This window comes from Emticicia sp., assembly GCF_043780375.1.
GTDB lineage: Bacteria > Bacteroidota > Bacteroidia > Cytophagales > Spirosomataceae > Emticicia.
In genome coordinates this window covers 13,640-27,230 of sequence record NZ_JAYWCU010000171.1, presented here as the reverse complement: position 1 = coordinate 27,230, position 13,591 = coordinate 13,640, and the positions used below count along the sequence as shown (strand labels likewise).

The 13,591-nt window shown below is 33.4% G+C and carries 10 protein-coding genes; 9 read left to right on the top strand and 1 reads right to left on the bottom strand.

Features of this window, described 5'->3' with window-relative positions; genetic code table 11:
• Window position 1: 1 nt before the first annotated feature.
• The 9 genes from ACH2CJ_RS13580 to ACH2CJ_RS13540 all read left to right on the top strand — a co-directional run bounded on the left by ACH2CJ_RS13580 (window position 2) and on the right by ACH2CJ_RS13540 (window position 12,170).
• Entirely contained in the window at window positions 2-2,110 is a 2,109-nt protein-coding gene (locus ACH2CJ_RS13580; protein WP_394993432.1) for a bi-domain-containing oxidoreductase, read from the top strand.
• The gene (gene wecB / locus ACH2CJ_RS13575) at window positions 2,107-3,201 is read left to right on the top strand and encodes a non-hydrolyzing UDP-N-acetylglucosamine 2-epimerase (RefSeq protein ID WP_394993430.1); all 1,095 of its coding nucleotides are present in this window, start codon (window positions 2,107-2,109) and stop codon (window positions 3,199-3,201) included. Before ACH2CJ_RS13580 ends, wecB begins: the two co-directional genes overlap by 4 nt.
• A 35-nt stretch (window positions 3,202-3,236) precedes the next feature.
• Complete coding sequence (locus ACH2CJ_RS13570) at window positions 3,237-5,084, top strand: alginate lyase family protein (RefSeq protein WP_394993429.1); 1,848 nt, start codon at window positions 3,237-3,239, stop codon at window positions 5,082-5,084.
• 6 nt (window positions 5,085-5,090) lie between these two features.
• A complete protein-coding gene (locus tag ACH2CJ_RS13565) occupies window positions 5,091-6,335 on the top strand; it encodes a glycosyltransferase family 4 protein (protein ID WP_394993427.1) in 1,245 nt (414 codons plus the stop codon).
• Window positions 6,317-6,928 (top strand): sugar transferase, encoded by a 612-nt coding sequence (locus ACH2CJ_RS13560; protein WP_394993426.1) that lies wholly within the window; start codon window positions 6,317-6,319, stop codon window positions 6,926-6,928. Before ACH2CJ_RS13565 ends, ACH2CJ_RS13560 begins: the two co-directional genes overlap by 19 nt.
• A 1-nt stretch (window position 6,929) precedes the next feature.
• Window positions 6,930-7,529, top strand: a complete 600-nt coding sequence (locus ACH2CJ_RS13555) for an acetyltransferase (protein WP_394993425.1) — start codon at window positions 6,930-6,932, stop codon at window positions 7,527-7,529.
• Window positions 7,529-8,659 (top strand): aminotransferase class I/II-fold pyridoxal phosphate-dependent enzyme, encoded by a 1,131-nt coding sequence (locus ACH2CJ_RS13550; RefSeq protein ID WP_394993424.1) that lies wholly within the window; start codon window positions 7,529-7,531, stop codon window positions 8,657-8,659. Before ACH2CJ_RS13555 ends, ACH2CJ_RS13550 begins: the two co-directional genes overlap by 1 nt.
• An 89-nt stretch (window positions 8,660-8,748) precedes the next feature.
• Window positions 8,749-10,047, top strand: a complete 1,299-nt coding sequence (locus ACH2CJ_RS13545; protein ID WP_394993422.1) for a hypothetical protein — start codon at window positions 8,749-8,751, stop codon at window positions 10,045-10,047.
• Between the two features lie 176 nt (window positions 10,048-10,223).
• Window positions 10,224-12,170 (top strand): polysaccharide biosynthesis protein, encoded by a 1,947-nt coding sequence (locus tag ACH2CJ_RS13540; RefSeq protein ID WP_394993420.1) that lies wholly within the window; start codon window positions 10,224-10,226, stop codon window positions 12,168-12,170.
• On the opposite strand, the gene ACH2CJ_RS13535 is transcribed toward ACH2CJ_RS13540, so the two are convergent.
• Window positions 12,132-13,565 (bottom strand): capsule assembly Wzi family protein, encoded by a 1,434-nt coding sequence (locus ACH2CJ_RS13535; protein ID WP_394993418.1) that lies wholly within the window; start codon window positions 13,563-13,565, stop codon window positions 12,132-12,134. The two genes, ACH2CJ_RS13540 and ACH2CJ_RS13535, sit on opposite strands and share 39 nt — an antisense overlap.
• Between the last annotated feature and the right edge of the window lie 26 nt (window positions 13,566-13,591).

Sequence of the window (13,591 nt, the reverse complement as noted above, 5' to 3'; positions counted from 1 at the left end):
TATGAAACAACTTATACAAAATCTTAAAAACGGTCAAACAATATTAGAGGAAGTTCCTGCTCCCGAAGTACGTTCTGGTAGTCTATTGATTCGAACAAGTCATAGCTTGGTTTCACTCGGCACAGAAAGAATGTTAGTTGAATTTGGCAAAGCAAACCTCATTCAGAAAGCTCGACAGCAACCAGAAAAAGTGAAACAAGTACTTGATAAAGTCAGAACTGAAGGATTGATACCTACTTTGGAGGCTGTTTTCAATAAATTAGAACAACCAATACCTTTAGGTTATTGTAATGTAGGAGAGGTAATTGCAATTGGTAAAGGCGTAACTGACTTCAAAGTAGGTGATAGGGTTGCTTCTAATGGAAACCATGCCGAATTTGTTTGTGTTCCGCAAAATCTTGTAGCTCATATCCCTGAAAATGTAACTGACCAAGAAGCTGCTTTTACTGTCATTGGATCAATTGGGTTACAAGGAATTCGATTATTAAACCCTACTTTTGGTGAAACAATTGTAGTCATAGGGCTTGGTCTTATTGGTCTAATTACAGCAGAAATTCTGAAAAGCAATGGTTGCAGAGTGATTGGGTTCGATTATGATGAACAAAAAGTTCAAATTGCTAAATCTAAGGGTATCATTGCTATCAATCCCGCAAGCGGAATTGATACTGTAAAATTTGTTGAAGAAACCACGCAAGGTATAGGTGCAGATGGCGTTATTATTACAGCTTCAAATAAAAGTGATGAAATAATATCACAGGCTGCAAAAATGAGCCGAAAAAGAGGAAGAATCGTTTTAGTTGGTGTTATTGGTTTGCATATTAATCGTTCTGATTTTTACGAAAAGGAGTTGTCTTTTCAAGTTTCTTGCTCTTATGGACCAGGACGGTATGATGAAAACTACGAACAGGTGGGCAATGATTATCCTTTACCTTTTGTGAGATGGACTGAAAAGCGAAATTTTCAGGCTATTTTGCAAGCTATGTCTTCCGAACAGATAGATGTAAAACCTTATATTTCTAAAATTGTTGATTTAGAAGACTATGGAAAAATCTATAACGATTTAGGCAATAAACAAACCATTGCCTCAATTCTGAAATATCCAATTGAATCAAAATATTCTACTTCTTTAAGAGTTAGTAATAGAAGTTTTACCCAAACAAAAGGTATTATCGGAATCATCGGTGCTGGAAATTTTACTAAAATGACCATGCTTCCTGCCATGAAATCTGCGAATGCTGATATTAAATTTATCGCGAGTGCAAGTGGGGTTTCGGGAACTGCTTTAGCAAAAAAATATAATATTGAGTACAGCACCACTGATTATAAAGAAATCATCAATGATAATGAGGTTGACTTGGTCTTGATAACCACACGTCATAATCAACATGCAAAATTAACAATCGAAGCTCTTAATGCTGGAAAAAATGTTTTTGTTGAAAAACCACTCACCATCAACGAAGAAGATGTAGAAGGAATTGTTACCGCCTATCAAAAAGCAAACAAAACACTAATTGTTGGTTTCAATCGTAGATTCTCTCCTCATATTCAGAAAATGAAATCCTTGGTAGGTAATTCCCCTATGAATATTATCGCTACTATGAATGCAGGCTTTATTCCTACTAATTCGTGGGTACATGACCTTAATGTTGGTGGTGGACGTATCGTAGGGGAAGCCTGTCATTTTATAGATTTAATAACTTTTTTAACTGGGAGTAGGGTAAAAAATGTTTGTATGAATTCTCTTGGAACAAATGAAAATACAGATAATGCCTCTATTTTATTAAAATACGAAAATGGTTCAACGGGTGTAATCAATTATTTTGCTAATGGTAGTAAAGCGTACTCAAAAGAGCGAATAGAGCTTTATTCTCAAGAAAGAACATTGATTTTAGATAATTTTCAAACATTAAAAGGTTATGGTTTTAAAAACTTCTCAAATTTAAAAACATCCTTAGATAAAGGACATAAAAAACAATTTGAATTATTAATAGATAGAATTAAAAATGGGGGTGAAGCACTTATACCATTTGATGAAATCATTAATACAACTAAAGCATCTTTTGCTGCCATCGAAAGCCTAAAAAAACAATCTTGGATAGAAATAAAATGAATATAGATATTATCGTAGGAGCAAGACCCAATTTTATGAAAATTGCTCCCATCATTGCAGAAATAAAAAGAGTAAAACAATTAGGTGAAAATATCAATTATCGCCTCATTCATACAGGTCAGCATTACGACAAAAAAATGAGTGGTGATTTTTTTGAGGAATTAGGTATTCCAGAGCCTGACGAAAACTTAGGAGCAGGTGGTGGCACACAAGCCGAGCAAACTGCGGCAATTATGGTCGGTTATGAAAAGCTATTGATGACCAAAGCGGCAAATATTTGTCTGGTAGTAGGTGACGTTACTTCTTCGATGGCGTGTGCGATTGTGGCAAAAAAACAACATCTTTTGGTCGTTCATGTAGAGGCAGGTATTCGTTCAAGAGATTTAACAATGCCCGAAGAAATCAATAGAATGGTTACAGATTCCATCACTGATTATTTTTATACCACAAGCGAAACTGCCAATCAAAACCTAAGAAAAGTAGGTATTGAAGATAATAGAATTATTTTTGTGGGAAATACGATGATTGACACACTTTTGAAAAATATTTCAAGGTTAAAAAAACCTGCTATTTTTGAAGAGTTTGAACTAAAAGAAGACAATTATTTTGTTCTTACTTTACACCGCCCTGCCAATGTAGATGGCGAACAAAAGCTAAAAACACTTTTAGATAGAATTATTGAAGGGTCAAAAAGCTTACCGATTCTATTTCCCGTGCACCCTCGAACTGCAAAAAATCTACAAAACTTAGGGATAAAGGCTCCAAACTTGTTTATGGTTGAGCCAATGAGCTATTTAGAATTTAATTTTGTTGTTAAAAATAGTAAAGCTGTAATAACAGATTCTGGAGGCATTACAGAAGAAACAACTCAAATGGGCATTCCGTGTATTACGCTAAGGAATAATACCGAACGCCCAGAAACAATAGAAATTGGTACAAACGAATTAATAGGTACAAATCCTGATAATGTTTTGCCCGCTTTTGAAAAACTTTTTTCAGGAAATTGGAAAAAAGGAGGAATTCCACCATTCTGGGACGGCAAAACGTCTGAGAGAATTATTGAACATTTATTGACGGTTGAACAGAAATGAATAAGTTGAAATTTTTGTTGCAATTCATAAAAAATATGGGATGGCCGTATATTTTGTTTAGAGTAAAACATGAGTTATTAAGGAGAACGGGGTTACTAAAGGTATGGTTTCCAACTTCATTCAAGGAGAAAAATTATATATCCTTAGAAAAATGGCGTAGAACAGCACAGCCATTTTTTTTTGAATCAAAAGAAAAAATTTCATTCAAGAAAGATCCATCAGAACAATTAGAACAACAAGCTGAAAATATATTTAAGGGACGTTTTTTATTTTTTAATGCCCAATATTTCAATTTGGACAATGATTATAACTGGATTAAAAATCCAGAAAATAATTATACTTATCCTCTCAAACATTGGACAGAAATTCCTGATTTTTCTCCAGATACAGGCGATATAAAATTTGTTTGGGAGAAATCTCGATTTTCATACCTCCATACTATTATTAGATATGATTATCATTTTTCTAAAGATTGTTCTGATTTCGTTTTTCGAGAAATTCTTTCATGGATAAATGCAAATCCTTTAAATCAAGGTCCAAACTATCGTTGTAGTCAAGAAATATCGCTTCGAGTATTAAACTGGATTTTTGCCCTTTATTATTATCGTAATTCTGAAAATCTTACAGAAGATATTTTCCAAAAAATTACAAATGTTATTTATTGGCAAGTCGAACACGATTATCATAACATTGATTTTTCGAGAGTAGCTGTTCGAAACAATCATGCCATTACAGAAACCCTTGCTCTGTATTTAGTCGGTACATTAATGCCGTTTTTCCCAAATGCTAAAAAATGGAAAGCCAAAGGGAAAAAATGGTTTGAAGAAGAAATCGCCTATCAGATTTATGAAGATGGTACTTTTTTGCAATTTTCTATGAATTATCATCGTGTCGTTGTTCAATTATTGACATGGGCATTGAATCTTTCAAAAACTAATGGTGAACAATTTGATAATATTGTAGAAGAACGAGCAAAAAAATCATTGACTTTTCTATTGACTTGCCAAGAAAAAACTTCTGGATACTTGCCTAATTATGGAGCTAATGATGGGGCTTTGTTTTTTCCGCTTAATAACCAAAACTACAGAGATTATCGCCCTCAACTCAATGCCCTTTTTTACTATTTTAATCAAAGACATTTAGACTCAAGCAAAAATATACAAGAAGATGCACTGTGGTATGGGGCAAATGATAGCGTAGAAAATGAAAAAATAAAAGATACAGTACTCCAAAGTTTTAAAAAAGGAGGATATTATATTATAAAAGATAATTCTACACTAACCTTTGTGAGATGTGGAAATCACAAAGACCGACCTTCGCAAGCTGATAATCTTCATATAGATATTTGGGTAAATGATAAAAATATTATGCGAGATTCAGGAAGCTACAAGTATAATACAGACGAATACCTCAAAAAGTTTTTTTATGGAACAGCTTCGCATAATACTGTTATGCTTGGCGATTTTGACCAAATGAAAAAAGGTCCAAGATTTATTTGGTATAACTGGACACAAGCAGAAAATAACTCTCTCTCTGAAAATGAAGATTTTTATATATTTGAAGGCTCAATAAAAGCCTTTGGCTTTATTTCAAATGAAATAAGACATAAAAGAATTATCAAAAAACACAAAAATTTACTTTATTGGGAAATAATAGATGAGGTTGCAAACAAAACGAAATTTCCAATAAATCAAATTTGGAATCCATCTGACGATTTTTTTACTAACTTCGTCATTGAAGCAACCAATGAAAATAACGAAGAAATAAAACCGATATTTAAAAATGGGTGGTTTTCGGGTTTGTACGGTACAAAAGAACCTACTGAACAAATCATTTTTTCAACAAATCAACAAATAATTAAAACTATAATTAAAGCGAAATAATTAAAAGTGAGAATATTACTAATTCATCAATATTATCTTGGGAAAAATGAAGCGGGCGGCTCGAGGTGGAACGAAATGACGAGAGTTTGGGCTGCACTTGGGCATGAAGTAGTCGTTTTGGCAGGCATGGTTCATTATGCAAAAGGTACAAAATCTGCTGAATATAAAGGAAAGTATTTTTTTGTAGAAAATTATGCTGATAATATTGAGGTAATTCGTTGCCATGTTTCCGATGCTTACAATGTCAATTTTCTGGGGCGTTTGTGGGCTTACTTTTCTTTTGTATTTTCAAGTATTTTAGGTGGATTATTTAAAACAAAAGGAAAGTTTGATATTATAGTCGTAACTTCGCCGCCTCTATTTGTAGGCATTACGGCTTATGTACTTTCGATTTTCAAAAGAATTCCCTTTTTATTTGAAATCAGGGATTTATGGCCCGAATCTGCAATTGATACTGGAGTTTTAACAAATAGAATGATAATTCGTTTTGCCTATTGGTTTGAATCTTTTATCTATAAAAAAGCAAAACTAATAAATGTATTAACCCCCGCTTTTAGAGATACATTGATTCATAAAAAAAATATATCCGAATCAAAAATTTGTTTTATCCCGAATGCCGCAGATTTTTCGATCTCAGAAGAACTTCTACAAAATTTTGATGCAAAAGCCTACCGAAAACAACTTGATATTGATAAAAACTTTGTAATAACCTACGTTGGAGCTCATGGCATAGCGAATCATTTAGTGCAAATACTTGATACGGCTGAAAAACTACGAGATACAAATGTTCTTTTTTTGCTTATAGGTGACGGAATGTTAAAGAAAGATTTAATAGAAGATGCTAAAAAAAGGGGGGTACAAAATATACGGTTCATAGATTCTGTACCTAAGAAAGAAGTTTTTAAATATATTTTAGCATCTGATTTAGGAACATCGGTTTTGAAAAAGAATGACACTTTCAAAACTGTTTACTCTAATAAAACCTTTGATTATATGTCATGTAGGAAACCAATTTTGATGGCAATAGATGGCGTTTCGAGGACATTGGTAGAAGAAGCAGAAGCAGGAATATTTGTTAAACCAGAAAACGCAGATGACTTTGCTGAAAAAATACACCACTATCTTAATAATAAGGAATTGATAGAAAAGCAAGGTGAAAGTGGTTATAAATATGCAAAAGAACATTTTGATAGAGATGTCTTAGCAAAAAAATATATTAATATTATTGAAAAATGTATCAGAAATTCATAAAGCCAACAGTTGATTTTTTGGTAGCAGGTTTCATGCTTATATTAGCCTTGCCAATTCTATTACTTTTAATATTGCTACTTAGTGTAGCAAACAATGGTAATCACCTTTTTTTTCAGCTAAGACCGGGTAAAGATGAAAAAATATTTAAACTCCTAAAGTTCAAAACCATGAATGACAAGCGAGATGCTAATGGGGATCTATTATCAGATGCTAAACGTTTGACAAAAATAGGTAGATTTGTAAGAAAAACATCATTAGATGAACTACCTCAACTTATTAATGTATTGAAAGGTGATATGAGCCTCATAGGGCCAAGACCGCTTTTGGTTGAATACTTGCCACTTTATGATAATGTACAAAAACAGCGACATAAAGTAAAACCTGGAATTACAGGCTATGCACAAGTAAATGGCAGAAATACTATCAGTTGGCAACAAAAATTTGAGTATGATGTTTGGTATATTAATAATATATCTTTAATATTGGATATTAAAATAGCTTTTTTGACTATAAAAAAGGTATTTCGTTCGGAAGGTATTAGTTCGGCAACTGCTGCTACAATGGAAAAATTTACAGGAAATCAAGAAAAATAGTATGCTTTTATATGGTGCAAGTGGACACGCCAAAGTAATAATTGATTGCTTGGAAGCATCAAAAGTCTCTGTTGATGGAATTTTTGATGATGATATAAGCAAAAAATATTTATTAGAATATAATGTATTGGGAAGCTATAATGCTAATTTATTAAATGATAATGAAATCATTATAGCTATCGGTAATAATCATATCAGGAGAAATTTATCTGAAGAAATAAAACATAAGTTTGCAAAAGTAATACATCCATCTGCAACGATTCAACGAAATGTCATGATAGGTGAGGGAAGCGTTATTTTTCATCATGCTATTTTACAATCTTCTACAAAAATTGGAAGTCATGTCATTGTTAATACAAAAGCAAGCATTGACCATGATTGCATCATTGAGGATTTTGTTCATATTGCCCCCAATGCTACGCTGTGTGGAGGCATAACCGTTGGTGAGGGGACATTAATTGGGGCAGGAGCAGTAATTATACCTAATCTTAAGATAGGAAAATGGGTTACTATAGGAGCAGGTTCAGTTGTTATTAATGATATCCCTGCCTATGCAGTTGTTTTAGGAAATCCAGCTATAATAAAAAAATACAATAAATAATGTCAGAAAGAATTTGGTTATCATTGCCACAAATGGGTGGTGGAGAAAAAAAATACATTGATAAAGCCTTCGATGATAACTATGTAGCACCATTGGGCCCAAACGTAGATGGGTTTGAGCAAGATTTATGTCAATTCACGGGATCTAAATATGCTGCCGCCTTATCATCTGGCACTGCGGCACTTCATTTGGCATTAATATTAGCAGGTGTAGAAAGAGGAGATGAGGTCATTTGTCAATCTTTTACCTTTTCGGCAAGTGCCAATCCAATTGTTTATCAAGGAGCAACGCCGATATTTGTTGATAGTGAAGCAGATACATGGAATATTTGCCCCGATGCTCTTGAAACAGCAATTAAAGACAGATTAGCAAAAGGAAAAAAAGTAAAAGCAGTGATTCTTGTATATTTATATGGAATGCCTGCCATAATAAATGAAATAATTGAAATTTGTTCAAAATATAATATCTCACTTATCGAAGATGCCGCAGAAGCTTTAGGCTCAACCTATAATGGAAAAGCACTCGGTACATTTGGCAAATTTGGAGTATTATCTTTTAATGGAAATAAAATTATTACAACTTCTGGTGGTGGGGCATTAATTTCAGATGATGAAGCAATGATTCAGAAAGCCCGTAACCTCTCTACCCAAGCCCGTGACCCCGCACCTCATTATCAACATTCGCAGATAGGCTATAATTATCGAATGAGTAATATTTGTGCTGGTATTGGTCGTGGACAAATGGAAGTCATTAATAGTAGAGTTGAGCAACGACGAAAAGTTTATGATTATTACGTAAAAAATTTGGGTAATGTTGAAGGTATTTCATTTCAACCACAAGCTATAGGAAATTTTTCTAATCGATGGCTAACTGCTATTTTACTTAATTCCAAAAAAATTAAACAGAGTTATGATGAAATTAGAGTATCTTTAGAGCAAAAGAATATAGAAACACGCCCTCTATGGAAACCAATGCACCTACAACCCATATTTAAAGATGCCCCTTTTTATGGTAGTGGATTATCCGAGCAATATTTTAATTCTGGACTATGCTTACCATCGAGTTCAAGTTTGACTGAACTTGAACTCGAAAGCGTTGTATCTAATTTTATAAAGAAGCTAAACCATTAAATAAAATTTGCAATTTTCATTTGAAATTGCGAAATACATGTTATACATTTATAATGTAAAACAATAAAATTTAAAATCATAAGATAAAAATGAAGAATAATCTACGTCTATTAGCAATTGCCTTAGGGATTGGTATTGCTACATCTGCTTTTGCTCAAAAAGATAATGTTGGTATTGGAACAACCAAACCAGACCAATCAGCGGTTTTGGATTTGAGTTCATCTACAAAAGGTTTATTGATGCCACGTATGAGTTTACAACAACGTGGTGCAATTCAAAATCCAGCTCAGGGTCTGGTGGTTTATCAAACCGATTTTCTTTCTGGTTTCTATTTTTATGACGGGGCAGAGTGGAAAACTATGACATCTCAAAATTCTGTCGCAGGTGTTGATGGAGACTGGACTACTACTGGAAATAGTGGAACAAATGCTACAACTAACTTTATTGGTACGACTGATGCACAAAAACTTGTTTTCAGAGTTAATAATTTAATGGCCGGTTACATAGATCCTACTGGTAGTAATAATCTACTTTTTGGTTATGTAGCGGGTGGCTCAACTGCTTCTTTTAGACCAGCCTTTACAGGTATTGATAATGTTGGAATAGGGACTGCTTCTCTTAATGTAAATACTACGGGTAGTGCAAACGTCGGGGTTGGAGTTTCTACTTTAGCCGTTAACACTACTGGATCTTCCAATATAGCAATCGGTTCTACTGCGTTGTCTGCCAATACTACAGGTGACGCTAATTTAGCACTTGGCAATGGTGCATTAAGAGCTAATACAAATGGTTCTGCTAATGTAGGTATTGGAGCCTTTGCTTTGCTTAGAAATACAACAGGAACATCAAATACTGCAATAGGTAATCAAGCTGGCTATTCTAATGTTTCTGGTATAAGAAATGTATTTATCGGCTCTAATGCTGGTTTTAGCGAATTAGGAAGTGATAAGTTGTACATAGCAAATTCAAATACGACACAACCAACGGTATATGGTGATTTTTCAGCTAACTTTGTAAGCATTGGAAATAATATAACATTAGCAAAACGTGATGCAATTGCAACTGCTGGTTCTTATGGACTTTTGGTTGAAAAAGGCATTTTAACCGAAAAGTTAAAGGTAGCCACTATCGCATCTGCCGATTGGGCTGACTATGTTTTTGATGAGAAATACAAAATGTTACCATTAGAAGAGGTGGAGAAATTTGTTATAGCAAACAAGCACTTGCCAAATGTACCATCAGCTGAAGAAATGTCTAAAAATGGCTTAGATGTGGTAACAAGTGATTCAAAATTATTAGAGAAAATCGAAGAATTGACACTTTATATGATTGAAATGAATAAAGAAATCAAGGCTTTGAAAGCAGAAAATGCAAAGTTGAAAAAATAAGTGATGTTTGCCTATTAAGGCACACATCAAGAAAACCTCTGTCGTTTAGACAGAGGTTTTTCATTTTTACCGAATAATAAAATTATATACATATAAACAGTTAGAAACTTGCTGTATGTGTATCTCTTGCTAAATTTGCTGATGGTTTTTAGCCAAAATTCAAAAAAAGATAAACTATGTCCAAATTTTTACAAAAATATGCAGATAGGTTTGTGTCAAAGTGGCTCATTTTGGTATTAGATATATTCATTTCTGCTGTAACATTCTCCTTTGCCTCAGTATTACGTTTCAACTTTGACCTTGTATATATTAATCCATATCTTTTTAAGTATCACTTGCTTATTGTTTTATTTGTTAAGTTTTCTGTATTTGTATATTTCAAATCATATACTGGTATCATTCGCCACACAAGTATTGAAGATGCTAAAATGCTATTTAAGGTAAATACATTAGCATTAGGTGTGCTGCTTTTATGCTATGCCATTTCTTGGGGTAATGAAGCAAATAACCTATTGCATATCCCAATTTCTATTTTAGTAATTGACTATTTTATTTCTTCGTTTACATTAATTTTTAGTCGCCTATTAGTAAAGAGTATTTATGAAAATATCTTAGGCTCATTCAAAACGAATGTAAATGTCATTATTTATGGGGCTGGGTATCTTGGCTTAATGGTGAAAAACACTTTACTGAAGGATAAAAAAAAGAAGTATGAAATCCTTTGCTTTGTAGATGATAACCCTCAGAAAATAAATAAGACGATAGAGGGTGTAAAAGTTATTTCTAAAAAAGAAGCATTGGCCACTTATATTCAATCAAGTGTAGGCTCTGCGGTTGAAGTTATTTTTGCGATTCAATCAATATCACCCGTTAGAAAGGCTAAAATTGTTGAAGAGTTTCTATCTAATGATGTTACCATAAAAACAATTCCACCCATTAGTCAATGGATGGATGGAGAGCTAAATATTAATCAGATTCAACATATTAAAATCGAAGATTTATTAGAGCGAGATTCTATTTCAATCAATAATAAGTTAGTTAAACAGTTTATTACCGATAAAAAGGTATTGGTAACTGGTGCAGCTGGTTCGATTGGAAGTGAGTTGGTAAGGCAATTGATTAAATTTTCTCCTAATAAATTAATTCTAATCGACCAAGCAGAATCAGCTCTCTACGATTTAGAAACCGAATTAATACGAATGGATACTGAGTCTATATTACCCAATATAAGGGTAGAGGTTCTCAATGTAGCCAATGAAAAGATAATTGAAAAACTGTTTAAGGAAGAGCTACCAGAGGTAGTTTTTCACGCTGCCGCATACAAACATGTTCCTTTAATGGAAAAAAACCCTTATAATGCAGTAAAAGTAAATGTTTTTGGTACAAAAGTTATAGCGAATCTTTCATCTAAATATAATGTTGAAAAATTTGTCATGGTTTCAACCGATAAGGCGGTTAATCCAACCAATGTCATGGGTGCTACCAAGCGTTTGGCAGAAATGTATGTACAGGGTTTAAATAGACATCATAGTAACAATACTCGCTTCATTATCACCCGATTTGGCAATGTCTTGGGTTCAAATGGCTCTGTTATTCCATTGTTTAAAAAACAAATTGAAAGTGGTGGACCAATCACTGTTACCCATCCCGATATTATTCGTTATTTCATGACAATTCCAGAAGCCTGTCAATTAGTATTGGAAGCGGGTACGATGGGTAAAGGCGGAGAGGTTTATGTATTTGACATGGGCGAACCAGTTAAAATTGTAGATTTAGCAAAAAAAATGGTTCAATTATCTGGTTTAATTTTAGGCAGAGATATTGAGATTAAATTCTCTGGTTTAAGACCTGGAGAAAAATTGTTTGAAGAATTGCTTAACAGCAACGAAAACACTATACCGACCTATCATAATAAAATTATGATAGCAAAGATTGTGGCAGAAGATTTTGATATAATAGCAAGTTCACTAAGGCAATTAGAGAACATTTTAACTAAGATGGATAATTTTGAAATTGTAACGGAATTGAAAAGAATAGTACCTGAATATATTAGTAAAAATTCAATTTATGAGCAATTAGACGAATTACAAGAAGATACGTCGCACACCAAAATAACACCCTAAATTATTAGTAAAGAGTTGTCCTCTATCAATTGAAAGTTTTGCTACTAATGTATATTGAGGTAGTTGATAATTGATTTGTTGCAAAAAAGAAAATTGTTTGGCCGCAAATCTTAGGCTATAGAGCCCCAAATTATTAGTCCACATTAACTTTGTGGTGAAATTCATTTTCGGGGCTTTTCCATGTAAAGAAATATTAAACCCATTGACTCTATTGTTAACAATATATGTTTGCGGTACGTCTCCGTAACTATATTTGCTAATTAATACTTTATCTATTTGGCTTAATGGCGTCATCAATGGAGTTCCTATAATATTTTGATTATATGCCCACGCATCAAGATATAAAGAATTGTTGAAATAACTATCCTGCCCTCTTAATTGCGGAATGGTATTTTCACTTCCCGTACTCCCACCCTGACTTGTGGTATTAAGATATTCAAAACAAACTTTAGTTAATCCTTTTTGAATATTTTTTCTTTTAATGGAAAAACCAAATAAACCATCTGCAATATTATTCAAATAGAACAAAGAGCCATCTTCATAAATACTTTGACGGTACAGAAACAAATCAATATTTTTCAAGGTAACTTCCGTTGCAATATCCAATGTTCCTAAATGATTTCCTGCACGATTCCAGGCTTCATTTAGCGGTATTCCTGTATCAGTACCACTATCATTTTTATTAAGGCTAACACCAGACACTACTTTTAGGTAAGTCGCAAAATCTGATGGAAACTTTGAAATTAATGCACCTGTTCCAGCCTCCACATAAGATTTTGCAGGTTCCCCCCCCCATTGGACTTGATGATTGAATCCTGCATAAAACTTCACTCTCCAGTTAGGTTTGCCTATTCGGCCATATATCCATTTTTGGTGCAAATAATAATTTTTAACGTAACCATTATCAAACCACCCATGAGCAAAAGCACCCTTAATTGAAATCAAACCATGACCAATAATTGAAGTATAATTAGGAATAGAAATTTGAAATTTTGGCATGGGTAAGGCATTTCCAGACCAAATATATGAACCTGATGTAAGCGTAGTATCAACCAAACCAACAACCTCTTTCCTTCGTCCACCGTAAATTTCAAATGCCCCATAGCGAACTTTAAGATAAACTTCTGGTATAAAAAGATTACTTTTTTTGCCAACATTTACCGCAGAACTGACACCGTAGCCATAATCAAACTTCTTTAGCTTGTTCTGCTCATTTTTTGTAGAATCATATTCTTTGTGAACTGCTCCTCTTACTGTTAAAAACTGAGATTCTAAAGGTACTATGCCATATTGATTGGAGCGTAACCAAAAGGGAGTTTGATTTGAGGTAGAGATATATACACCTGATTCTAATTGGTATTGGACTTTAGAAAATATGGTTTGTGAAAAACACATACTACCACAAAAACAAATAAAAAGTA

What these genes read in the sequence shown, in the direction of transcription:
- ACH2CJ_RS13550 (WP_394993424.1), top strand. Translation starts at nt 7,529, where the DNA reads ATGTCAGAAAGAATTTGGTTATCATTGCCACAAATGGGTGGTGGAGAA.
- ACH2CJ_RS13570 (WP_394993429.1), top strand. Translation starts at nt 3,237, where the DNA reads ATGGGATGGCCGTATATTTTGTTTAGAGTAAAACATGAGTTATTAAGG.
- ACH2CJ_RS13555 (WP_394993425.1), top strand. Translation starts at nt 6,930, where the DNA reads ATGCTTTTATATGGTGCAAGTGGACACGCCAAAGTAATAATTGATTGC.
- ACH2CJ_RS13535 (WP_394993418.1), bottom strand. Translation starts at nt 13,565, where the DNA reads ATGTGTTTTTCACAAACCATATTTTCTAAAGTCCAATACCAATTAGAA.
- ACH2CJ_RS13560 (WP_394993426.1), top strand. Translation starts at nt 6,317, where the DNA reads ATGTATCAGAAATTCATAAAGCCAACAGTTGATTTTTTGGTAGCAGGT.
- ACH2CJ_RS13545 (WP_394993422.1), top strand. Translation starts at nt 8,749, where the DNA reads ATGAAGAATAATCTACGTCTATTAGCAATTGCCTTAGGGATTGGTATT.
- wecB (WP_394993430.1), top strand. Translation starts at nt 2,107, where the DNA reads ATGAATATAGATATTATCGTAGGAGCAAGACCCAATTTTATGAAAATT.
- ACH2CJ_RS13540 (WP_394993420.1), top strand. Translation starts at nt 10,224, where the DNA reads ATGTCCAAATTTTTACAAAAATATGCAGATAGGTTTGTGTCAAAGTGG.
- ACH2CJ_RS13580 (WP_394993432.1), top strand. Translation starts at nt 2, where the DNA reads ATGAAACAACTTATACAAAATCTTAAAAACGGTCAAACAATATTAGAG.